Genomic DNA, 22,565 nt, shown 5'->3' on the forward strand with positions numbered 1-22,565 from the left:
TGCTGTTCCGGTCGCCGTGCTGGTAGCCGAGGTGGGCATCCATCTCGGCGTTGAGGCCCCGGTTGATCGAGGCCTGGAGCAGGCCCCGGACGAGATCGTTGGCATCCGTGGTGGAGGTGCCGAGCTCGTCGATCAGCTTCGCCATCTCAGGATTGGCGAGGAGCTTTTCCTCGATCGCTTTGATCTTTGCGGAGTCCTCTGGGTTTCGTCGTGCCACGGTAGTCATTCTGGTTCATCTCCTTGGTGTGAGGGGAATCCCTCACACACAAACCATCTGACACCCTCCGATAATCGCTGGTAGCACCCCGAGATAGTTTAACGTGGCGACATGGCAGTCAATCCAGTTGTCCATCTTCTCGTTGCGCGCGGCCTTCGCGAACAACAACCCGGAATAGGGGCACACTGCCACGAAAACTGACGCCCGAAACGCAGCCCGACCAGTAGCCGGATCAGTGATCGTGACTTTGTCACCGGCCCAATCGACATACAGTTCCTCACCGGGTTCATGGTCAATCACTTCGCTAAGGCCATGGGTTTTGATGTAAGCGGCGAAGCCGTCACAGAACTGGGCGTACTGGTACTTCACCATTCCTGGATCCGACGGCAAGGTGTAGTAATCCTCCCACAATTTGAACCTGGTCAGATGCCTATTCCTCGCCAACTTGTCGGCCAAGGCCTTGTAATCCGGTTGGACATACGACGCTTTGCGGGCCCATCGTCCGTCAGGGAACTGCTCGTCGAAGAACTCTTGCGACAGCCCCGCAAATGAATCGCTGGTGATGTCATAAGCCTTGATGACTTCGATCACGCGTGAAATATCGCGATTGGAACAGCCCAACGCGGAGGCGATATCGCCGTAGCTTTTGCCGTCGAGCCGCATCGCCATGATCTCTTTGAATTCAGCCATGAAATGGCCTCCTTGGTCATGAAAACGTGTCACGATGCCGAAGAATTAACGACACCGCCACAAAAAATCATGGCCCGACCACCTACCCAGAATCACCCCTACCAACTACGCGGACTACCCCGACCAACTACCCACAATCGGCAGGCGTTGACCGGGTCAAGCAGGGTCATCGTCGGCCCGGACCAGTCGACCTCGACGCTCTGGGCAGCCTTGTGCCCCACCCGTGACGCCGCCCCGATGACCAGGACGTGGCGCTGGTAGGTCCGGCAGAACCGGTCATAGCCCATCGCCGGGGCGCCGGTGGCCGCACACCTGTCGGTGTATTCGCCGTGCAGCAACTTCAAGGTGACCCCGACCCGGGCGAGTTCCCGGTGAACTTTCTCCCAGTCCGGTTGGGCGAATACGCTGTGGTGTTGTCCCCGGCCCGGGAACAGCAGGTCATAGACTTCGTCATCGGGACGGTCGGCGACGTCATCCCAGCTCACGTCCGCTGCGTCGGCTGCTTCCAGTACGGCGGTGATGCTTTTTCGGGACATGCCCTGCGACGAGGCGATCGCCCGTCCGGATAGGCCCTCGGAGCGGAGCTGGAGTATCAGCTTCGCTCTGATCTTTCGTACCATTGGTTTGCTCCTTCTGCCGTGTGCCCTATACACACGGCGGAGGAAGCGTAAGCGTGGTGGCCCCCGAGCGCACCACGAGTGGCCCCGAAGCCTATGAATGCGTCCTCAGCCTGCTGGCCCCCGGACACGCGACCGGTGGACCCCAGTGAAGCGAATATTCAATAGCCTTTCGAACGTCTTTGCGCATCAAACCCAGCACCGCCAGACCTTCTGCTCTATCGAATGGCAGACACACCACTCAAAAGGACTTGACCGTCGGAGCCAAAGGGTTCAAGCAAAAAACTGACAAAGCACTATTCGAAGACAGCTTCCCACGCTCACAAGCGCAGTGTTTCCACTTCCCCTGCAGAGAGCCCCCAGCGCTCCAAGAATAGATCCTGGAGTAGTTTGCGGAGCGTTGCGATCTTGTACTTATGTCCCGTCAAGTCCCGCTTCGCGATTGAATCGATCTGGGAATTCAATTTACGCAGGCCCTTCATCAGATCAATAACGGACTCTTGAAATCTGATGTCTTCAGGATCGTCAAAATTCAGTTTCGGGAGAGGTACTTCCGCGATAACAGCTGTACCCCTTGCAAAGTAGCCGCCACGAAACGGACTCCCCCGCTTCCTTAGATAAAACTCAACGACGGGTTGGTCGAGGACACCAAGCACGTAATCTAATGAATACCGCGCATCTTCGGGAAAGAGCGCCACTTCACCTGCGGTTCCGCCAGATTGATAAACAATCCCGGTTGTGTCCAAACCATACTTTTCCCCTCGCTGATTAACCGAGTAAAAAATTTTAGGAGCGGCCGTGCAATAGCCGATGGCTTGAGTTCGTCCATAAACGTAGAAGGCTTTCTCTCGCTCAGATTCGACAACATTTCGCTTGGCAAGCTTCTCCCGATGGGCTTGCAAATAGCTGAAAGCTAGAGGATAAAATTCTGCCATTTCGTGTTCAGGTAGGACCTCATAACCGGAACTATTTTTCCCATCAAGAGCAGTCCTGTATGGAAAAATTATTCGCGAGTCAGCCTCAACCTCACGGTGGGAACGGATTCCTTTCGAATCATCCAGATATGGACGAGTTATGGCTTCCTCAATGCGCCATGTACGGCCCTTATTCTCAAATTCTACGTAACCGTTATCGACCTTCGGGGAAGTGAGAACCATGATTGCGTTCGCACTAGTTTGTACACCGTTCCTGGGCTTAACTACTTGCCCCAGAGGGATACTGTCCTTGAACAGGCGCTTAAGAACCCTCGCCTCGACAGGATTTGCAGGTAGAACCCAAGCGCCTTCCATGTTTGTAGGTAGATTGTCGGCGTCGAGTATCTCAGTTCGAGTTGAGCTACTTGCATACTCTTCCGCAGAATCAGGCTCAGAGTATTCAAAAGACGGGCGGGGATTGTGGCTAGCGACCAGAATACAGACGTAGATCGACTTTTCTTCGAAAAGCTGCACATGTCGGAAGTTGGAAAGCTTAACTACACTTACCTCTTCTCGAAGCATCGAACGAAATTTCGTTGCGGCTCCAATAGTCATCCATTTGTTTGGGATGACGACACCGAGCACACCCTCCTTAGAGAGGTGGTCCACCGCGAACTCGACGAACGCGAAGTACTTATCGAACTGTTTGTGCGCTGTTCGGTAGTTCTTTTTCAAGTACTGCAGCTCCCATGAGTTGTAGGCTTTCATCTCCTCCGGCGCCATATAGGGGGGATTGCCCACAATAAGGTCGAAAGATGCAGGTAAACCCCCCCATTCCAGATCGAGCGGACGAGTCTGAAGGACATTTTCCTCCGATGCAGTAGAAGGCATCTCTCGAACTAGGGTGTTGCCGTGAATGATGTTGCTTTCAAGACTCGGGAGAATCCGTTGCTTACCCGCAGGCAGCGTCTCGGCAGTCTCGTCCTCCAAAAGTCGGATGAGTAGGCTAAAGCGGGCTACTTCCACGGCGTTGAAGTCAATGTCTATGCCGAAACAACATTCCTCTAGGACGCGTCGCTTCTCTTCAAAAACAAGACGGTAATCATCATCGCCGATCTTCAAAAGTCCTGGCCGCCCGGGTAAACCCAGTCGGCGTGCAATCTCGTTTTGCACGATCGTTTCAAAAGCCGAAACGAGAAAACGACCTGACCCAACTGCAAAATCTAGAACGGTCGGTGAGTGTACAGTGAGCTCAGCAAACGCCGCTTGCACAGTGGAATCAACAAGAACCTGCGGCGTTGTAACGACATCTCGTTTCTCGTACTCCTTTTTCGGGTTTAAGGCTACCGATCGATGATCGATCTTTTCACTAACCGTCAGATATTCAGCAAGGGTGCTTTCGTAGACAAGGCCCAGAAAATCGGCGTCTAGAACTGCAAATGAGAACGGAGAGAAGGGCGCATAAAGGTGGTTCACGATCTCTCGGAGGACATGCGCATCCACTAGTCGCATTGGGTCTCGGGGATTTGAACTTGGCCCGAAAATGCCTGTGTTGTAAGTCCGGTCCAGCTTGTCGAAGAACTTGGCGATGTCTGTGGTGGTGCCTGCAAAGGCGTCCCTCAGAACGCCCTCCCCTTCAATACCACGGTCCTCGCACATACGAACGAAGATGAGACGATTCAAGATCTGCTGCACTGCGTCATTGAGTTCGTCGCCAGTCAGCTGAGGGTTCCGGTTCACCAAGCTATCGCCAAGCTCCAGGCGCCATTGATTGAGCTGTCTGATAAACCTCTCATCGGCCGGCAAATGGGAGGGGGCTTTAAAGTTCTTAAACTGTGCTTCCCAGCTTTGATCCTCTACCGATTCTTGGCCGAGCAATTCATACAGGCGGGACCAGTTTTTGTTTAAATCCCGATACTCACTCTCGAACAAGAGAGCTGTAGTCGGGAGATCATTTACATCTATAGGAACGGTAGCGTCGAAAACGCGAATGTGCCTGAAGTTAGTCAAGACCGCAATCGGATGCTGCCCCGTCCAACCATATGACCTAGCCTGTCGGATCGAACTCAGATCATTCAAGATGTCAACGGACGGCTTTTTTGCCTCGACATAGAACTTATTAATGCCGTTTACACGCAAGGTGTAGTCAGGACGCTTCCCGGACTTGCCTGCCCTAGGTTGATTTTCTTCTCGCACGACTGGGCGCATCGAGGGGATCAACGCGTTTCGATTGTCGATGTCCCACCCTAACTCCCGAAGAAGTGGGTCTATAAACTCACTGCGGACGTCTGCTTCTAGGTAGTTTCCCAGTGACGCTGTGTAGTGGCTGAAGCCGGAGTTGAACTTCTCAACTAGTTTTTCAACATTTACGGGAGCAACCGCAGCCATCACTTTTCCTTTGGAGTAGGGCCAAAAATTACCTGTAGCAACGCTGCTCACATGCAATTTCTTATCACCAAAGTATCTGCCGAAGCCCTCAGCGAAGTCAAAATTTTGCCTGCCCACACCTTCGTTCTCGGGTAGAGAATGAGGCCGCTACTATGTCACTTCAGAGTCTGAAGTAAGGAATCATGAAAACAAAAGATCAAGTATCAGCAGAGAAGCTTCGCGGAGGGTTCTACAGCCCTAGACCCTTAGTGGAAGTGTGCATCGAGAGGTCTGCTCGCCTTCTCGGGAGCCGATCGCAACTCCGAGTATTGGAACCATCCTCAGGAGACGGCGCGTTTATTCGAGGGCTAGGAGAGTCGATCCTTCAGCCAAGAATCGATTACCTGCAGGCAGTCGAAATTGATCCCGCTGAAGCCCAGAAGAGCGCCGACGCACTTGAATCTAGCGGGCTGCCCGGAGACATTAGATCCGGGAATGTTCTCGAATGGCACTCCGAGGCCCCCGATCGATTTGATCTGGTTGTGGGGAATCCACCGTACGTCCGTTATCAGTTCATCGACGAGGCCGATCGACGTCGAGCATCCTCGATAAGCAGTGACCTGAGTATTCCGGGAACTGCTGTGTCTAACCTATGGATTCCCGTCCTTCTACTCTCACTCAGCCGCTTGAGCGAAGGTGGAGTCTTCTCGTTCATACTTCCTACTGAGTTCTTGACCGGAATCTCGGCAAGTCGCGTGAGGGGTTGGTTGATTAGAAACACCAGTGATCTCCATATTGATCTCTTTGCGCCCCAGTCCTTCCCTGACGTCCTCCAGGAAGTCGCTGTAGTCACGGGTCGTCGCACCACTGACACGGGTCGAAAAACTGGAATTGTTGAGTTCTTCGACCACAATGGCGGCCTGCATGAATGGCGCCACTCTATTTCAGTCGATTCGAAAACCTGGACAAGTTATCTGCTCTCTCCCCAGCACAACCAGGCGGTAAAAGATGCGTTGAGCATGCAAGACATTGTTCCGCTTTCGGAAGTAGCAAAGTTCAGCGTCTCCACTGTCACAGGGGCAAACAAGTATTTCTGTGTTTCGACCGAAGTTGCGGAAGTGCATCACCTGCAGCCTTGGCTCGTCCCGCTACTTCCTCGTACCCGGCATGCTCCAGGTCTGATTTTCAGTGCTGAGGAGCATGAACTCCTGGCAAGTACGGATATACCCTCATGGCTTTTAGACTTCGCTCCCGATAAGCCAGCGCCAACAGATTCAATTTTGGCTTCCTTATATATCCAGAAGGGTGAAGATGAGAACCTTCACACCCGGTACAAGACTCGGATTCGAAGCCCTTGGTATCGCGTGCCGCTGGTGACTCCTGGTGAACTCATGTTGGCAAAACGCTCAAATCGTTATCCTCGGATGATCGTCAATCAGGCGAAGGCTTTTACTACAGACACTATCTACCGAGGTCAAGTTCTGCCGACCACCTCGCTATCGGCTGAAGACATAGCCGCTTCGTTCCACAATTCGCTAACCCTGCTATCAGCAGAAATTGAGGGTCGAAGCTTCGGCGGAGGAGTCCTGGAGCTGGTCCCATCCGAGATCTCTTCCCTGTCCATTCCCGTCACCCCCGGAGCCGGCAAGTCGATCGATCACCTGGATAAGATCTCTCGGACTGCAGGTACCGAAGACGATCTCGTCGAAGCTACTGACGCACTGATGCCTGAATGGCTGCCTGAGATGGACTTCAAGCACATGGAGCTCATCCACGAAGCACGCTTATCGCTACTGAATCGGCGCTTGGAGCGAAACTAGCCGGATTGTCACGCCGATATTTTTTGAAGTTCGTCCTTCAGAACACGGGAGGTTTTATCTCAACTCAGCTTCTTCTGTAACCGGCCAGCTCGCTTATCCCAGTCGCCACTCCAACCCGCAGCCTTCGCCTCCTCTACTAAGTCCAGGGCTTCTTGGTACCGTTTCTCCTTCTCCAGAACAATGGCCAATTGTTTGTAACCTAAGTGGCCCGGCGGAGTCGCTGGGTGCTCCCTGCTATAGCCTGGGTTGTACTTCCGCAACTTCGCCAAGAGGTCTTCCTCAAGTGCATGCCAAGCTTGCATAGCCTCCGCTTGCATCTCTATCTGCAGTTCCGTACATTCGACGGCTCGTTTAAAATGCTCAGGGTTTGCTCGATGGCGATAGTAGATCTTCATCATGGAACCCAACGCCGAGTGCCTGGCAAAGACATTCTCGGCCCCTTTAGCCGGCCCCGGGTCGTCCTTTAGCTCCCATGCCTTGTCCGCCATTCGCAGCGCCAATTCTCGCTTCTTTGGATCGGCGCCCATGAACCACCCAGCCAAAATGGTAAGAAAAAAGAAGGATTCTGGCTAGTAATAAATCCGGTTCCATGGAGAAGGCTAGTTTCGTCATCATCATCTGGTCGCGTGGTAGGGGCCAAGATCAGCTCTCGGTCATCCTCAGAAAGCTCGTGCAACCACCAATCGTGGAGACCGAAGTGGCCGATCATCCCCTGTATGCTCTCGGTGCTCATGTAGACTTCTCAATATCTCATACACTCTCAGTCTAAGAGCCTTCACCAGGATTTTCTCTGCCTCAAGCCATATCCCACAGCCTTGGGCCAGCTTCTTCAATGAGCACCATTGAACTGCCGAACACCGTCAGCCCCACCCGCTCTAACCGACTGATAGCACCGTCGAAGAATCACGACGGTAGAAAGAGGCCCTTAATGGCTACCAAGCAGAACCCTTACACTCGCCGAAACCGAGAGCTTTGCTGGATTTGCGAAGAAAACGTTGCAGACTCACAGGAACATTCGATTAAGGCTTCTCGCATCAAACAGATGGAGAGTGTCTTGTCAGCCGGTCAAAATCTCCTCGTGCCAGGGAAAGATGGGCGGTTCTACCCGATTCGCGGAAAGAACTCGCAAGTGGTCAAGTTCGGCAAGACAATGTGCCAAAAGTGCAACAATGAGCGCACGAAAAAGTTCGATCAAGCGTACGACCGTCTCATTGAGTTTCTACTCAACGACTTTGACCATTTCCGATCTCGGCGCCAGTTCTCATGGGCTGACGTCTATTCTGATTGCGACTTCGACCAGCGCCACCTGGAGAGATACTACGTAAAAAACGCAGGGTGCCGAATGATAGATGCTGGAGTCGAACAAGTCCCCCAAGAACTCCGCCAGTACCTCTACGACCTCGAGGCTTTTCCAACATTCTCGCTCGTCCTCTATAAGGACTATCCAAGCGCAGACCTGCTCAGCAGGATTGACGAACTGGGTTCTTTACTTGAGCCAACTCGAGTGTCCCGAGAGTCTGAGCCCTTCACAAATCCGTATGCGAACTACGCAACGGCGAACCAAGCCGGGGAACTGTTTCAGCCTGGGGATGAGCTCTACAGCTTTGCATCCGTCCTTCAAGACGGACCAATTGGCGGATTGTTCCGATGGGAACATCCAAAAATTAGGACATTTCCGCTCATCAGCTTCAATCTCGATACCACTGCCTTTATTCGAGACCGTACGGAGTTCGATGAATCGACCCAGACCCTCCTCAGCGGTTGGGATACCTACGTAGACGTAGCCCGCGCTGGACTCAAGCTAGGTCACATCAAGAAGGAGATGGATGAGCTTCTAGCGGAAAAGGACTCGATCGAAAAAGGAGACCTAGTGCGTGCCGCCGCTTGGCGCTTGCGCGCCACTCAACTGCAAAGCGAGACCAAACACGCGATTGGCACGACTTACGAAGTCGTTGCACGGTTCAAAGAACAAACCGGTTGGAGCGGGCAGAGCAACTAACGGCCGGCTTGTGGCCTAGATCATGCTCGAGTTTGCACGCTCCTCAGTAGCCCATCCGGGGTGCAGGTCATTCTCAAACGCTTCACCCAAACCAGAACTCTCCCCCACAAGTCCCCGCCCGCACAATCCGGCACCACCAACCCCAGAAAAAAGACAAAGCCGGAGGCCACACCCTCTTTCGAGTTTGTGACCTCCGGTGTCGCAGTTCATGGAACCGCTCTTTGTGCCCGGGGGGGGACTTGAACCCCCACGTTCTTGCGAACACTGGCACCTGAAGCCAGCGCGTCTGCCAATTCCGCCACCCGGGCGGGCGACTTGCATAACTGTAGCGCAGGCCTTGCAAATCTGCCAAATCGCCAGTTCAGTTCCCTCAAAAAGGCGACTTCACGGCATATTTCCAGCGTCTTTTGCAGCGAGCATGTAGGTAACATGCACCAAAGGGTTCTATACTGGCACAGAAAACATCTGTCCATAGCGGACAACTAATTGCTGAGTTGAGGGAGGAGGTGCGGAAGATGGGGCTGATGGAGCGTCTGGCCAAGTTCGATAGTCGTTTGCAACGTGGCCTTGATAATGGGTTCGCGGCGGTGTTCGGTGGTCGTGTCGTGCCTGCTGAAATTGAGGAGCTACTCAAGCAGGAGGCGCAGGACAATCTCACGGAAACTGAGCAGCAGCATCTGATTACCCCCAACGTTTTTGCGGTGGGGGTGTCGTCGAAAGATCTGGAGAATTTGTCGCAGGAGCGTGATCTTCCGGACCGCCTCGCTGACCAGCTGATGCGATACATCCGCAACCAGGGTTGGGCCCTCGCGGGTTTTGCCGTGGTGCGGATTGCGGAGGAATCTGGCCTGCGTACCGGCCAGCTTCGCATCTCGTCGTATATTGATCCGGATCCGGATGTCGCCAGTGGGTTCGATGCCATCGTGGCGGACGCCCCGAAGCCGTCGGCACAGCAGCCGGCTCCGGTTCCACCCAGTGCCTCTCATGAGGAGGCCGCAAAGGAGGATGACATGTCCGAACCTAATTCAGTGAAACCTGTGGAAAGTGCCAACGGCCCGGCTGTGAGTTTGTTGCTGCAGGACGGTTCCTCGCGCACCTACCTGGTGCACGAGGGTTCCAATATTTTGGGCCGCTCTAATGATTCTGACTTCCGGCTGCCAGACACGGGTGTGTCGCGCCAGCACGCGGAGATCACGTGGGATGGCCATGACGCAGTGCTGACTGATCTGCAGTCAACCAATGGCACCACCGTTAACGATGAGAATGTGGAGAACTGGTTGCTCCAGGACGGTGACGTGATCACCATTGGCCATTCGAATATAGAGGTCCGTATTGTCGGGCCCTCGCGCTAAAGTCTTGCCCAACCGCTAAAGAAAGGCCTGTAATCTCGTGGACTCCATAGTTCTTCTTTCGGTCCGGTTTGGTCTTCTGGCGCTGCTATGGATCTTAATCATTATTGTGATCTTGGCGTTGCGTCGTGATGTGACGAAGACAAGTGGTGCACGCCGCGCCACAACATCGTCGAACCCGATCCGGCGCGAGAAGGCCCGCTCGATCACCGTTGTATCAGGCCCGCTGAAGGGCAGCCACATGGACATTTCGTCGATTGAGGCGTTTACCTTGGGCCGATCGAATGAGAACGATTTCGTGCTTGGCGACGATTTCTCGTCGTCACGCCACGCGCGTCTGTTCCGTCGCGGCAGTGACTGGTTCGTAGAAGACCTGGATTCACGTAACGGCACGTTCGTCGGCGGCACACGCATTGAGCAGCCAGAACGTGTGAGCGTGGGGACGGATATCAAGATGGGTCGCACGATTGTGAGGTTGGTCCCATGAGCTTGAAACTAAATTATGTGGCCGTGTCTGATCGCGGCCTCGTGCGCGGTAATAATGAGGACTCCGCGTATGCGGGACCCAACTTGCTGTTGCTTGCCGACGGCATGGGTGGCCACGCCGCCGGCGAAGTCGCCTCCCAGCTGATGGTGGAGCACATGGAGCACCTGGACCAGGATCCGGGTGACAATGACATGCTGGCCCTGTTGGGCGCGGCCGCGGAAGATGCGAACGCGTCGATCGCCGATGCGATTCGGGCCAACCCGGAGCAGGACGGCATGGGCACGACCCTGACGGCCCTGATGTTCAACGGCCGCGAGTTTGGCCTGATCCACGCCGGCGATTCCCGCGGCTACCGGCTGCGCGACGGCAAGCTGCAACAGATTACTGTCGACGACACTTTCGTCCAGTCACTGGTGGAACAGGGCAAGCTGGACCCGGAGGATGTGTCCTCTCACCCGCAGAAGTCCCTGATCTTAAAGGCTTTTACGGGCCGTCCGGTGGAGCCCGGCCTGGCGACGATCGATGCACAGGTGGGCGACCGCCTCCTGCTGTGCTCCGACGGCTTGTCGGACCCAGTCACCGCCTCCACCATTGAGGCTGCACTTGGCCAGGGCACTCCCGATGAAGCCGCACATACGCTCATTGAGCTGGCATTACGCTCCGGCGGCCCCGACAACATCACCATCGTCATCGCAGATGTCGTCGATACGCACGCGGAGAACGCCCCGCACTTGCCGACGACCCCTGCCATGGCCGGCGCGCTGGCGCTGGAGCAGAAGGAGACGCACCCTGATACGGCTGCGGGCCGTGCGGCGGCGCTGAACAAGAACCGCCAGGTGATCCCGCCGCAGCAGGGCGACGCGAACCAGGTCCACGAGCCCGGTGGCGCCGAGGACATGGACGATGAAGATGAGGAGTCTCATCCCGGGCGCAGCAAGGCCAGCTGGGCGGTTGTGATTAGCCTGCTTACCGTGCTGATTCTTGTGCTCGCGGGCGGTTTTCTGCTGGAGCGGAAGAGGGACAACTCTTTTTTCGTCTCGGCGAACGAGCAGGGTGCGTTCGTCGTCGAGCACGGATTAGATTATGAGATCTTCGGCAACGCCCTGCATGAGCCGATCCAACATACGTGTATTGACTCCAACAATGAACTGAAGTTCGTCGACATCGGGGACGTCCCAGCTGATTGTCAGCTGTTCTCCCTCGACGATCTGCCGGAGTCCGTGCGCGGCCAGGCCCAAGACCTGGCTGGCGGCACGTACGACGAGGTGAGCCGTCAGATGAACAGGCTTGCCGACGAAGCCCTCCCCGTCTGCGTGGCCCCTCACCGGGACACGGATCCGGGCCGGGAGAGCGATAATCAGGCATCTGTCGAATGCCGGGAGGTGAAGTAATATGAGTCGCATTTTCGGACGAAAAATTGAGCTAGCGCTACTGATTCTGGCCACGGGCCTGCTGGCCCTCATGCTGGTCAGCCTGGAGCTATCGCAGGGCAACACATTGACTACAGACATGCTGTGGTTGATCGGTGGCTTCATTGGGGTGTTTGCGCTGGCGCACGTGGTGATTTGTTTCGCCGCACCGCACTCGGATCAGATCCTTCTTCCGGTGGCCGCCGCGCTGAACGCGATCGGGCTGGTCATGATTTACCGCATCGATATTGCCCGTGAGACCAGCCTGGCCGAACGCCAGGTGATGTGGACTCTGGTGAGTATCGTTCTGCTGGTGATCACGCTGATTGTGCTGGCGGACCACAAAACACTCACCCGGTTCTCCTACCTGTTGGGCCTGATTGGGCTGGTACTACTTGCCCTGCCGCTGGTGTGGCCGCAGCCAGAAGGCGCGGAGGCGAAGATTTGGCTGTCGATCGGCCCATTCTCGGTGCAGCCGGGCGAGTTCTCCAAGATCTTGCTGCTGATGTTCTTCGCCCAGCTGCTCACGCAGAAGCGGGCCCTGTTTACCGTTGCCGGTTCCCGGTTCTTGGGCATGGACTTTCCACGCCTGCGTGACCTGGCACCGATTCTTCTGGTCTGGGCGATCGCGATCCTGATCATGGGTGCGTCGAATGACTTCGGCCCGGCCCTCCTGCTCTTCGCCACCGTCTTGGGCATGATGTACTTCGCCACGGGGCGCGCCTCCTGGCTCGTCATCGGCCTAGGCCTGGTGACCATTGGTGCGGTGGCCGTGTACAACGTGAGCGCGAAGATTCAGTCCCGCGTGGAAAACTTCCTCGACCCGCTGGGCACCTACCACGGCGATGGCGGCGGCTACCAGCTGTCGCAGGCACTGTTCGGCATGAGCTGGGGCGGCATGACCGGCACCGGCTTAGGCATGGGCTACCCGCACCACGTGCCGGTGGCCTGGACCGACTTCATCCTGGCGGCCATTGGTGAAGAGCTCGGTTTGATCGGGCTTGCTGGCGTGATCGTCTTGTTCGCCATCTTCATCACCCGCGGCTTCAAGGCTGCGATGACGGTGCGTGATTCCTATGGCAAGTTGCTGGCGGCAGGTCTGTCCTTGACTGTCGCGATCCAGGTGTTCGTGGTGGTCGCCGGTATATCTGCGATGATGCCGATGACGGGTCTGACCACACCGTTTATGTCCGCCGGCGGTTCCGCACTGATGGCGAACTACATCCTGCTGGCCCTCTTGCTGCGCATCTCCAACAGCGCACGCAAGCCGATCGAAGTCGACGAAGATTCCAGTGACTCACCCCTGATGACGTCTGGCACGAGTTACTTCCCTGCGGCGGACGCCGCGAACGCGGAGGTGGCACGATGAACCGCTCGATCCGCATAGGCTCAATCTTTTCGCTCATCCTCATCCTGGCGCTGCTGCTCAACGTCACGTGGGTGCAGGCCTTCAATGAGGAAAAGTATGCACAGAATCCGCTGAACCAGCGCGCTTTGATCAAGATGAAAGAGACGGAGCGCGGCCAGATCAACGCCGGTGGCCAGATCATGGCGCAGTCCGTCCAAGGTCAAGACGGCCTGTACACCCGCACCTACCCGACGATGCCGATTTCCTTCGCGCCGGTGATCGGCTACCTGTCGGACCAGTACGGTGCCGCCGGCCTGGAGCAGGGTTTCAACGCCCAACTCAATGGCGACACCACCTCCCTGCTGAACTCCCGTTTTCTGGATACGGGCACAGAGCAGCGCAAGGGTGATTCCATCGAGCTGACCTTGGACCCTCAAACCCAGGCCACCGCCTATGAGGCGTTGGCGAATAACGGCTACGAGGGCGCCGCGGTGGCTATCCGCCCGTCGACGGGCGAGGTCGTCGCGATGGCATCCACGCCGTCATACGATCCCAACTCGATTGCGAACCCAGAGACCGCCGAGTCCGCCTGGGCCGCCGTAAACAATGATCCCGGCCGCCCGCTGCTCAACCACGCAACGCAAGAGCAGCTGCCCCCAGGTTCGATTTTCAAGATCATCACCACGGCGGCAGGCTTGGAGGCCGGCTACACCCCGGATTCTCAGCTGACGGGTGCTGCCTCCATCACGCTGCCGGGAACCACCACCGAGCTGACCAACTACGCGGGCCAGCCGTGTGCGGGAGGCGGGCAGGTCTCGCTAGAGACCGCGTTTGCCCTGTCGTGCAACACCGCCTTCGTCGAGATGGGCGTTGAGGTGGGCGCGGACCAGTTGCGCCAGACCGCAGAGGCTTTCGGCGTGGGCGAGTCCTACGACATGGGGCTTCCCACCGCCGCGGGTTCGATGGGCGAGCTTCCCGACGACGCCGCGACGGCTCAGTCGTCGATCGGCCAGCGCGATGTCACCATGACCGCCCTGCAGGCAGCCATCATGGGTGCGACCGTGGCCAACGAGGGCCGCCGCATGGAACCTTATGTGGTCTCCCGCGTGCTGGGCCCCAACCTGGAGGAGCGTTCGAAGAAGTCCCCGAAGGAGATCACCCAGGCGGTGACCCCGGAGCAGGCGGCAACGCTGACGGACCTGATGTATGCCTCAGAGCGCAACACGGCCGGCTACAACGGCAATAATTATGCCTCCAAGACCGGTACCGCGGAGCACGCCGATGGTGTGGCACCGCACGTGTGGTACGTGGCTTTTGACCCGGATAAGGATGTGGCCGTGGCTGTCGTTGTGAAAAACGGTGGCGGCTTCGGCTCGTCTGCGACGGGTGGCCAGGTCGCGGCCCCGATCGGCCGCACGATCTTGAATGTGGCCCCCGCCGGAGGTGAAGGCTAATGCACCCCGATAACCGCGACGGCCTGCAAGAACTGATTGGGGATGACTACCGCCTGCAGTGGATCATCGGCCACGGCGGCATGTCCACCGTGTGGCTTGCCGACGATACCCACGCCGACCGCGAAGTAGCCATCAAGGTTCTGAAGCCCGAGTTCTCCTCGCACGAGGAGTTCCTCACCCGTTTCCGTAACGAAGCGAAGGCCGCCGAGGGAATCGATTCCGCCAATGTGGTGCGCACCTATGACTACCGGGAGGTTGAATCCCCGGCCGGTTATACCGTGTGCTTCATCGTCATGGAGTACATCCGTGGCGAATCGCTGGCGGACATGTTGGCGCGCGAGGGCAAGCTCGACGAGCCACTCACGGTCGAGGTGCTGGAGCAGGCAGCCCACGGCTTGGCGGTGATTCACCGCATGGGGTTGGTGCACCGCGATATTAAGCCGGGCAATATTTTGATCACGCAGAACGGCAAGGCGAAGGTGACCGATTTTGGCATCGCCAAGGCTGCCGCGGCGGTGCCTTTGACGCAGACGGGCATGGTGGTGGGTACCGCCCAGTACGTCTCTCCCGAGCAAGCGCAGGGCCGCGAAGTCACCGCCGCATCGGATGTGTATTCGCTGGGCGTGATGGGTTTTGAGATGCTGGCCGGTGAGCGCCCCTTCCAAGGCGACTCTTCGGTCAGCGTTGCGTTAGCGCACGTGAACAATGAGCCACCCCCGCTGTCCACGGATATTTCGGCACCTGCCCGCGAACTCATTGAGATTGCGCTGCGCAAGGATCCCTCCACCCGCTTTGCGGACGGCAACGAGCTGGCCATTGCCGTCGCCGCAGTTCGCGAGGGCAAGCGCCCACCACAACCGGCCAGCGCGGCCATGACCCAGGTAGCCGAGGAACCCTCCCCCACCGCCTCCACCAGGCAGTTGGCCTCGGTGGCACAACCGACCACGCTGCACCCGGAGGCTCGTCGTCAAGCACCCACCGACCTTGTCGAAAGTAAGTCTGCGAAGGCTGCGGCAAGCACGGCGCATGACGACGAGGGCGGCTCCAAAGCACCCCTCATCATGACAGGGGTGCTGGCTGCCGCTGCAATCGGCGCCCTGGTCTGGGCTTTTGTGGCCGGGCCATTTTCCTCCGACGGCCGCGGTGGCGAGACCACCGGCACCTCCATGGTGACAGAATTTGTGACCCCTACGGAAGAAACGGACACGTCGGACGCGCCGAACACGGTGGAGCGGGCTCCGCAGGAACCGCAGAACAACGCACCGCGCCGTCAACCGGCGGAACAACCGACGGCGCGTGCGCCCCAGGACTCTGGGCAGCAACCAAATGATCGTCGACAAGCACCCGGCGGTGGCGATAGTGGTAATAGGGGCGATACTGGGCGCGGCACGCCGCAGCCCCCGCTGGTCACCGAACCGTTGCCCACCCAGCAGGCCCCGAACCCGCAGCCCGTCCCGCAGGATCCGCCACAATTGACCAGCGTGCCGCAACAGGCGCCCGGTGGCGATACCCCGGCGGACCAGGGCTCCCCGCAGGCGCGGGAGAATGATGGTGCGGCCGAATCACAAGGAATGGGAGGTGTCTCATGACGTTAGTAGGTAACCGCTACGAGCTCGGTGAGAGCATCGGTACCGGCGGCATGAGTGACGTGTACGCGGCTACAGATACGCTGCTCGGCCGCCAAATCGCGGTGAAGATGTTGAAGGTGGACATGGCCCGGGATGAGAATTTCCGGGAGCGTTTTCGTCGTGAAGCGCAAAACTCTGCGCGCCTGAATCACCCGAATATCGTGGCGGTCTATGACACAGGCTCCCACATGATCGACGGCATTGACGTGCCATTTATCGTGATGGAACGGGTGATCGGCCGCGACCTGCGCGCGATTGTGCGTAACGATGGTCCCCTGACCCCCGAGACCGCCGCCGAACTGCTAGTGCCCGCGACCGCGGCGCTGCAGGCCAGCCACGATGCTGGCATCATTCACCGCGACGTGAAACCGGCAAATATCATGGTCACCAACACCGGTGATGTGAAGGTGATGGACTTCGGCATCGCGCGCGCTTTGGACGATTCCACCGCGCAGATGACGCAGACCTCCGCCGTGATCGGCACCGCGCAGTACCTCTCCCCTGAACAGGCGCGTGGCAAGCCCGTCGACGGACGCAGCGATATTTACGCCCTTGGGTGTGTGATGTATGAGGCCGTGACAGGCCGCCCACCCTTTGAGGGCGAGACACCTTTCGCGGTGGCCTACCAGCACGTGCAGGAAGATGCCGAAGAGCCGAGCGCGCACATTCCCGGACTGTCGCCGCAGGCAGCCTTGAATGTCGACGCCGTGGTGCTCACCGCCATGGCGAAGCACCCGGCGGACCGCTACCAGACCGCCACCGAGATGGGCGAAGACCTGCAGCGTTTGGGCCGCGGCGCGGTGACGTCGGCGGCGCGCAGCCATGTTGCTTTGCCTGCGGGGTCTGAAGGTGCCACCGAAGTTGTGGGTGCGCCCATGGCCGCAGCTGGAGCCGCTGCAACGCACCGCCCGGAGGACGGGGAGGACGGAGCCACTCGCTACGCCCGCCACCGCGAGGAAAACTCGAAGGGTGGTGCGCGCTGGCTGAAGTGGATCGCCGGCCTGTTGGCGCTGGTGGTCATCGGTTTTGCGGGCGCGTTGGCGGTGGATTATTTCCGCACCGAGAACACGCCCACGATCACAGAGACCATGATCACCGTGCCTGAGGTGACCGGGCTGGAACGCGGCGAGGCCGTCGCCCAACTTGAGGAGCTTGGCCTGCAGGTGCAGGTCAACGAGGAGCCGAACCCTGACGTTCCGCGCAACCACGTGATCCGCACCAACCCGACCGCCGGTTCCCAGCTGCGCGAGGGCACCTTGGTCACCCTGACTGTGTCATCGGGACGCGAGATTACTGACGTGCCCGACATCACCAACATGACCCCGCAAGAAGCCGCCCAGGCCCTGCAGAACGCAGGCTTGGAACTGGACGAAAACATTGCGGAGGAAGATAGCGAAACGGTGGATCCGGGCCGCATCATCCGCCAGGAGCCGGCACCGGGTTCGCAGCTGTCGAAGGGCTCTAAGGTGAAGATCGTGGTCTCCTCCGGCCCTGAGCTGGTGCGCATCCCTTCGCTAGTGGGTATGAACTCTGAGCAGGCGCAACGGACACTCAGTTCGCTGGGTCTGACTGCCCAGTTCGAAGACGTGGATTCCGATCGCCCCGAGGGTGAGGTCCTTGCCGTGGCAGGCGAAGGTACCGAAGTCGCCCGCGGTTCGTCCGTGGCCATTCAGGTATCCAACGGGATGATCATCGAGATGATCGACATCACCCGCATGCGCCCCAACGAAGCCACCGCCGCTCTCCGCGAGCAAGGCTGGACCGGCAGGTTAGAGCAGGGACCGACGGTGCCAACCGGTGCGCTTATCGACGAGGGCCTCATCGGTGCCCAGAGACCACAAGAAGGTGACCAGATCCGCAAGGATGCCACGGTGGGCGTGAATCTGTGGAAGTTCGATGCCGCAGCGCTGCTGCCCACGGGCACCCTCAACCCGAATGCTAGACTAGCGCCAAACAACTAGGCGCCGGCCTCGCGCGAAATCACCAGGATAGTACCCGCAGTACACAACGAAGGACGAAGACAATGCCAAAGGCAAAGGTTACGAAGACCCCAGTCACCTCCACCACTAGCACCGGCACCAGCCGCACCCCGGTCAAGATCAATACCGGCGGCACCCCGATGTGGTACAAGGTGATCATGTTCGGCTTCATGATCGCCGGCCTGGCCTGGCTAGTGGTAAACTACCTCGCCGGTGACCAGATCCAGTTCATGTTGGAGCTGGGCCCCTGGAACTACTTGATCGGCTTCGGCGGCCTGATCATTGGTCTGCTGATGACCATGGGTTGGCGCTAGGCGTTTAAGTTACTGCCGGTTGAGGCCGGTACTTCTCGGTTGCCCCCGGGCCTGCTGCGATGCAGGTCCGGGGGTTTCTTGCTGCTTGGGCACCTACTTGGGCACCTATTTTTCACAAACCGATATAGTCCTCTGCCTATACTGCGTGACACCACTAGGTTTTCAATAACCCACTCGCACTATGGGGCGAGGACTATATCGGTTTGCGGGATGGGATGGCAGGGGGAGGCCGTCTGTGTACTTTTTCCACGCACCTGTTGAAGGGGAAACCACAAAGTTATCCACAGGGTGTGGATGAATCTGTGGAAAGTTGCCAAAACACACAATTCCACAGCCTGTGGATAAACCTGTGCACTACTTACACAACTAGCCTGTCTGTACTGTTAAATGTGCTAAAGGCAAGGTCGTAGACCTCCTGTTAGCGCATTCGTTCTAGGAATTACATAAATGTAGTTATCCACATTGTGGATAACTCTTGTGGATAACTTTCCTCTGGGGATAACCCGTGGATAACTAGGCAGGTTGTGCACAACAACCCACAGGGCACAAAGAAACCCACACCCGCCCGGAGGCGAATGTGGGTTATGCGGGAACTTCCCAAGCACGATGCCTGCTACATGGCGATGACCAGCACGATCGCTGCAGCAACTACCCCCGTGGCCACGGCCGCCCCAATCCTCACCGACTCCTTTGGTGAGGTCAGCGGCCACGCCATCACCGCACCGGCCGCCAAGCCACCCAAGTGGCCCCACAGGCTGACACCTGGGGAGATCAGTGAATAGATTACGTTCGCCCCCACCAGAACCAGTGGCCCACGAAGGTCAGTGGATCGTCGTGAAGCGATGGCGACCAACACGGCCATCAGGGCGTAGAGCGCGCCGGACGCCCCGGCGGTGGGTGTGTTGAAATCCATGAGCAGCACCGCCGCCGACCCGCCTAGGCCACCGGCGATGAAGGCGGCCGAGTAGGCGCGCGTGCCGACGAAACGCTCCACCTCCGCGCCGACCAACAACAGGAAGAAGAGGTTGAAGGCGAGGTGGCCGATGTCCAGGTGCATGAAGACGGCGGTCAGGGCACGCAGCGCGCCGAAGGACTCGCCCTGCACGAAGGGGCCCCACAGCACCATGCGTGTGCCGAGGTCCGAGGTCCACACCGATTCCAGGGAGCGGGCTTGGACGGCGGTGATCAGGTACACCGCGGTGCAGATGATCGTGAAGATGCAGGTGGCCGGGGCGGTGCGGCGGAGGTTGGTGAGCCAGTTGTCGGTTCTCATGGTTGTTCCTGGAAATGGGAACGCCCCCGCACGGTGGCGGGGGCGACTGGGTGTGAAATTTATGCTTCGACGATGTCGATGGACTGGATCACGACGTCCTCAACTGGACGGTCCATACGGCCGGTCTGCACGTTCGCCAGCTTGTCGACGACAGCCTTAGACTCCTCGTCGGTGACCTCACCGAAGATGGTGTGCTTGTTGTTCAGCCAAGGGGTGGCGTCCACGGTGATGAAGAACTGGGAGCCGTTGGTGCCTGGGCCAGCGTTCGCCATAGCCAGCAGGTATGGGCGGTCGAACTGCAGCTCTGGGTGGAACTCATCAGCGAACTGGTAGCCTGGGCCGCCGGTTCCGGTGCCGGTTGGGTCGCCGCCCTGGATCATGAAGCCAGGGATGATGCGGTGGAAGATCGCACCGTCGTAGAACGGGCCCTCGTTGGTGCCCGATGCGTTCTTGGTGGAGTACTCCTTGGTGCCCTTTGCCAGGCCGACGAAGTTCTCGACAGTCTGTGGCGCATGGTTACCGAACAGGTCAATGACGATGTCACCAAGGTTGGTGTGCATCGTTGCAGTTGCAGTCTTCTGAGTCATGTCCCTTAGTGTAAAGAATTTTCCGCACAATTGCCGGCAGTGACCATGCGTGTTCGCTCTCAGCGTGAAGGGTGTGCGCGAAGCCAAGTCAAAGAGGGCCTAGCTGGCGTGCTCAAGCGATCGCTCTCCTTCTCGCACCGATTGCGCCGGCGGCAATCAAAAGGATGCCAGCGGCAATCCACAGTCCAACACCTGCGCCACCTGTCTTTGGCAGCTCACCGGCGCGGACATTGGCAATTGCCAGATCCACCTGTTGGTCTGCCACCATGAAATCTACAATCGGGAAGTTCAGCGAAGGTGATGCACCGTCAAGTCGCTGTCCGGTGCGATCGTTCGGGCCCTCCAGCAGAAAGAAAGCGAGCTCATCAGAATCGTACTCGACCTTAAAATATACCGGCTGAGGCAGAAGGGAGTACCCTCCAGCCGCAGCACGCGTCTCTGTCAAGACATACGACCCCAGTGGGAGATCATCCCATACGAATTCGCCGGTGTTATCTCCGGATTTGGTCGGTAGTACATCGCCAGGCTGGCCTTCGTCGTTAAGCGAGCGCAGTTCGAATTCAGCACCATCAAGCGACACTGTCGTGTCAGTCGCATCAACTTTGCGCAGGCGCAGGTCATAGGTGGTCGGTATAGTTTTTGCCCGGTAATAAACAACGCAATGGATGCCTCCAGCTAACGGCACGTTGTTGAGCTGGAAATCATTGGTCGGGTTGGCTTGATCTCTCGAATCAAGATTTGTCACTGAGACTGGGTCACCGTTGCGCCTGAAACACTGCGCATGTTGCCCACCTTCAGCGGGCATGCGCTCCCACGTTTCGGGAATCTTTCCGGTTTCCTCCCGGACAGCAATGCTGGAGTAGTTGGTTGTACCGTTGAGACCGATACGGGCGACTAAATTATCGGAATCAGGCTCAGCAGTGGGGTATTCCTTGGTCTGTTCTGTCCTCTGTCCGCCCGCTGGAGTGAGGACTCCATCAAAGCCCCATTGCCTGGATTCTTCGATGGTAGGTCGCGTGTTGTCACGGCTTGGAATAGCATTCGGGTCATCGCCTTCATAGAATCTGCGCTCCACGGTGATAGCGCAATCATTGAGGGTATTAATCAAAGCCTGCCGGAAGACATCAGCATCGGTGAAAGTCGCAAAATCACTCCTGCGCAAAGAAGTGGAACTGCCATCAGAGTTCATCCCGGACAATGCCTGCAGGTTGTGATCGGAGACACTGAGCTGGGTCTCACCCGTGCCCGAAGCACGCCGAGGCCAGTTCGCTGGAATCCCCACTGGAACCACGCGTGTGCCCTGGGCCTTGAGCGTATTAGCCATGCCCATAGCTGCCTCAACATGGCGGAACTCCCCGTCGAACCCATTGTCATTTTTGGTCTTGGTATCGAGCCTAGTTGGGTTACCGTCTGTGATCATGAAGACCACATCATATTTTAGAGCGGGATTGGCATTGTTATACTCTGCAAATTGTCGAAGACCCGCCTCCCAATTTGTTCCACCATTATCACTATTCAGTTTCCCCACCCATTTTTTAGATTTTTCTCTGTCGATGTCAGAATTCATCGACAATGGGGAAACAATATTATTTTCGGCCGGAGAATCATCATCAAATCTTACGAATCCTAACTCGGTTTGTGTTTTTCCTACTTCATCAATGAAACCAGTCTTCCCTGAGCCTCCTGCGAGAATTTGCTTGATTGTATTGATCCCCGTCTTGCCCATGCTTCCAGAAGTGTCAACAATTAGACCCACCCGCAGACCACATCGGTTGGGCAACGGAGGATTGCTGCGTCGTTGTTAAAAAATTCCAAGCGCACTGAACCGTCACGGGTTTCTTGCCGCCTTCCGATAAGGAAGGATCACCAGCATGAAAAAGTCCTACGACCCCGAGTTCAAGACCCGGGCCGTCCGGATGGTCCAGCAGCACCGCGAGGACTACCGATCACTGACCGCCACCTGCACCGCCATCGGCAGCGAGCTCGGGGTATCCCGGGAAACCCTGCGCAACTGGGTCCGGCAGGCCGAGGTCGACGCCGGCACCGCCCCCGGTGTCACCACCGAGGAAAACGAGGAAATGGCCCGGCTGCGCAAGGAGAACAAGCGGCTGCG

17 protein-coding genes, 1 tRNA gene and 2 pseudogenes are annotated in these 22,565 nt (G+C 57.7%); 11 read left to right on the forward strand and 9 right to left on the reverse strand.

The annotated features are described in order from the left end of the window. The 4 genes and pseudogenes from B097_RS0107005 to B097_RS0107020 all read right to left on the reverse strand — a co-directional run. Positions 1-226, reverse strand: a pseudogene (locus tag B097_RS0107005) (IS256 family transposase); the annotation flags it as partial. A 33-nt stretch (positions 227-259) separates the two neighbouring features. Further along, positions 260-907, reverse strand: coding sequence for a transposase (locus B097_RS0107010; RefSeq protein WP_018581826.1), 648 nt, complete (start codon positions 905-907; stop codon positions 260-262). Positions 908-1,044: 137 nt separating this feature from the next. After that, positions 1,045-1,527 (reverse strand): annotated as a pseudogene (locus B097_RS0107015) (IS21 family transposase); the annotation flags it as partial. Positions 1,528-1,844: 317 nt separating this feature from the next. Next, complete coding sequence (locus B097_RS0107020) at positions 1,845-4,877, reverse strand: Eco57I restriction-modification methylase domain-containing protein (protein ID WP_147287093.1); 3,033 nt, start codon at positions 4,875-4,877, stop codon at positions 1,845-1,847. Between the two features lie 131 nt (positions 4,878-5,008). Here B097_RS0107020 and B097_RS0107025 point away from each other — a divergent pair, with 131 nt between their 5' ends. Then, positions 5,009-6,625, forward strand: coding sequence for an Eco57I restriction-modification methylase domain-containing protein (locus B097_RS0107025; protein WP_018581829.1), 1,617 nt, complete (start codon positions 5,009-5,011; stop codon positions 6,623-6,625). Positions 6,626-6,684: 59 nt separating this feature from the next. On the opposite strand, the gene B097_RS0107030 is transcribed toward B097_RS0107025, so the two are convergent. Beyond that, a complete protein-coding gene (locus tag B097_RS0107030; protein WP_018581830.1) occupies positions 6,685-7,113 on the reverse strand; it encodes a hypothetical protein in 429 nt (142 codons plus the stop codon). A gap of 440 nt (positions 7,114-7,553) precedes the next feature. On the opposite strand from B097_RS0107030, the gene B097_RS0107040 reads away from it, so the two are divergent. Continuing rightward, positions 7,554-8,624, forward strand: coding sequence for a hypothetical protein (locus tag B097_RS0107040; RefSeq protein ID WP_018581832.1), 1,071 nt, complete (start codon positions 7,554-7,556; stop codon positions 8,622-8,624). 224 nt (positions 8,625-8,848) lie between these two features. Here B097_RS0107040 and B097_RS0107045 read toward each other — a convergent pair. Then, a tRNA-Leu gene (locus B097_RS0107045) sits at positions 8,849-8,932 on the reverse strand. 207 nt (positions 8,933-9,139) lie between these two features. Here B097_RS0107045 and B097_RS0107050 point away from each other — a divergent pair. The 8 genes from B097_RS0107050 to crgA all read left to right on the forward strand — a co-directional run bounded on the left by B097_RS0107050 (position 9,140) and on the right by crgA (position 18,592). Further along, positions 9,140-9,976, forward strand: a complete 837-nt coding sequence (locus B097_RS0107050; RefSeq protein ID WP_018581833.1) for an FHA domain-containing protein — start codon at positions 9,140-9,142, stop codon at positions 9,974-9,976. 37 nt (positions 9,977-10,013) lie between these two features. Beyond that, entirely contained in the window at positions 10,014-10,460 is a 447-nt protein-coding gene (locus B097_RS0107055) for an FHA domain-containing protein FhaB/FipA (RefSeq protein ID WP_018581834.1), read from the forward strand. Beyond that, complete coding sequence (locus tag B097_RS0107060) at positions 10,457-11,851, forward strand: PP2C family protein-serine/threonine phosphatase (RefSeq protein ID WP_018581835.1); 1,395 nt, start codon at positions 10,457-10,459, stop codon at positions 11,849-11,851. The genes B097_RS0107055 and B097_RS0107060 overlap by 4 nt, the downstream gene beginning before the upstream one ends. A 1-nt stretch (position 11,852) precedes the next feature. Beyond that, a complete protein-coding gene (locus tag B097_RS0107065) occupies positions 11,853-13,238 on the forward strand; it encodes an FtsW/RodA/SpoVE family cell cycle protein (RefSeq protein ID WP_018581836.1) in 1,386 nt (461 codons plus the stop codon). Continuing rightward, positions 13,235-14,671 carry a penicillin-binding transpeptidase domain-containing protein gene (locus B097_RS0107070; RefSeq protein WP_018581837.1) on the forward strand — a complete coding sequence of 479 codons (1,437 nt, stop codon included), beginning with the start codon at positions 13,235-13,237 and terminating at the stop codon, positions 14,669-14,671. The genes B097_RS0107065 and B097_RS0107070 overlap by 4 nt, the downstream gene beginning before the upstream one ends. Further along, positions 14,671-16,260 carry a serine/threonine-protein kinase gene (locus B097_RS12680; RefSeq protein ID WP_018581838.1) on the forward strand — a complete coding sequence of 530 codons (1,590 nt, stop codon included), beginning with the start codon at positions 14,671-14,673 and terminating at the stop codon, positions 16,258-16,260. The genes B097_RS0107070 and B097_RS12680 overlap by 1 nt, the downstream gene beginning before the upstream one ends. Further along, entirely contained in the window at positions 16,257-18,260 is a 2,004-nt protein-coding gene (gene pknB, locus B097_RS0107080) for a Stk1 family PASTA domain-containing Ser/Thr kinase (protein WP_018581839.1), read from the forward strand. Before B097_RS12680 ends, pknB begins: the two co-directional genes overlap by 4 nt. 62 nt (positions 18,261-18,322) lie before the next feature. Further along, positions 18,323-18,592 carry a cell division protein CrgA gene (gene crgA / locus B097_RS0107085; protein WP_018581840.1) on the forward strand — a complete coding sequence of 90 codons (270 nt, stop codon included), beginning with the start codon at positions 18,323-18,325 and terminating at the stop codon, positions 18,590-18,592. 613 nt (positions 18,593-19,205) lie between these two features. Here crgA and B097_RS0107090 read toward each other — a convergent pair. From B097_RS0107090 to B097_RS0107100, 3 genes are all read right to left on the reverse strand, one after another. Next, positions 19,206-19,865, reverse strand: a complete 660-nt coding sequence (locus B097_RS0107090; protein ID WP_018581841.1) for a rhomboid family intramembrane serine protease — start codon at positions 19,863-19,865, stop codon at positions 19,206-19,208. Between the two features lie 59 nt (positions 19,866-19,924). Further along, positions 19,925-20,452: a peptidylprolyl isomerase gene (locus tag B097_RS0107095; protein WP_018581842.1), complete on the reverse strand. Its 528-nt coding sequence runs from the start codon at positions 20,450-20,452 to the stop codon at positions 19,925-19,927. Positions 20,453-20,564: 112 nt separating this feature from the next. Then, positions 20,565-22,208, reverse strand: a complete 1,644-nt coding sequence (locus tag B097_RS0107100; protein ID WP_272913558.1) for a SpaA isopeptide-forming pilin-related protein — start codon at positions 22,206-22,208, stop codon at positions 20,565-20,567. A gap of 115 nt (positions 22,209-22,323) precedes the next feature. Between B097_RS0107100 and B097_RS12685 the strand changes: the two genes are divergently transcribed. Beyond that, positions 22,324-22,565: transposase (locus B097_RS12685; protein WP_018581377.1), on the forward strand; the 242-nt coding region annotated here is incomplete at its 3' end.

It is taken from the genome of Corynebacterium pilosum DSM 20521 = CIP 103422 (assembly GCF_000373805.1).
GTDB classification, from domain to species: Bacteria; Actinomycetota; Actinomycetes; order Mycobacteriales; family Mycobacteriaceae; genus Corynebacterium; species Corynebacterium pilosum.

Bases quoted from the DNA above. Each gene is read 5' to 3' on its own strand.
- B097_RS0107010 (WP_018581826.1), bottom strand. From the start codon at position 907: ATGGCTGAATTCAAAGAGATCATGGCGATGCGGCTCGACGGCAAAAGC.
- B097_RS0107025 (WP_018581829.1), top strand. From the start codon at position 5,009: ATGAAAACAAAAGATCAAGTATCAGCAGAGAAGCTTCGCGGAGGGTTC.
- B097_RS0107030 (WP_018581830.1), bottom strand. From the start codon at position 7,113: ATGGCGGACAAGGCATGGGAGCTAAAGGACGACCCGGGGCCGGCTAAA.
- B097_RS0107040 (WP_018581832.1), top strand. From the start codon at position 7,554: ATGGCTACCAAGCAGAACCCTTACACTCGCCGAAACCGAGAGCTTTGC.
- B097_RS0107050 (WP_018581833.1), top strand. From the start codon at position 9,140: ATGGGGCTGATGGAGCGTCTGGCCAAGTTCGATAGTCGTTTGCAACGT.
- B097_RS0107060 (WP_018581835.1), top strand. From the start codon at position 10,457: ATGAGCTTGAAACTAAATTATGTGGCCGTGTCTGATCGCGGCCTCGTG.
- B097_RS0107065 (WP_018581836.1), top strand. From the start codon at position 11,853: ATGAGTCGCATTTTCGGACGAAAAATTGAGCTAGCGCTACTGATTCTG.
- B097_RS0107070 (WP_018581837.1), top strand. From the start codon at position 13,235: ATGAACCGCTCGATCCGCATAGGCTCAATCTTTTCGCTCATCCTCATC.
- B097_RS12680 (WP_018581838.1), top strand. From the start codon at position 14,671: ATGCACCCCGATAACCGCGACGGCCTGCAAGAACTGATTGGGGATGAC.
- pknB (WP_018581839.1), top strand. From the start codon at position 16,257: ATGACGTTAGTAGGTAACCGCTACGAGCTCGGTGAGAGCATCGGTACC.
- crgA (WP_018581840.1), top strand. From the start codon at position 18,323: ATGCCAAAGGCAAAGGTTACGAAGACCCCAGTCACCTCCACCACTAGC.
- B097_RS0107090 (WP_018581841.1), bottom strand. From the start codon at position 19,865: ATGAGAACCGACAACTGGCTCACCAACCTCCGCCGCACCGCCCCGGCC.
- B097_RS0107095 (WP_018581842.1), bottom strand. From the start codon at position 20,452: ATGACTCAGAAGACTGCAACTGCAACGATGCACACCAACCTTGGTGAC.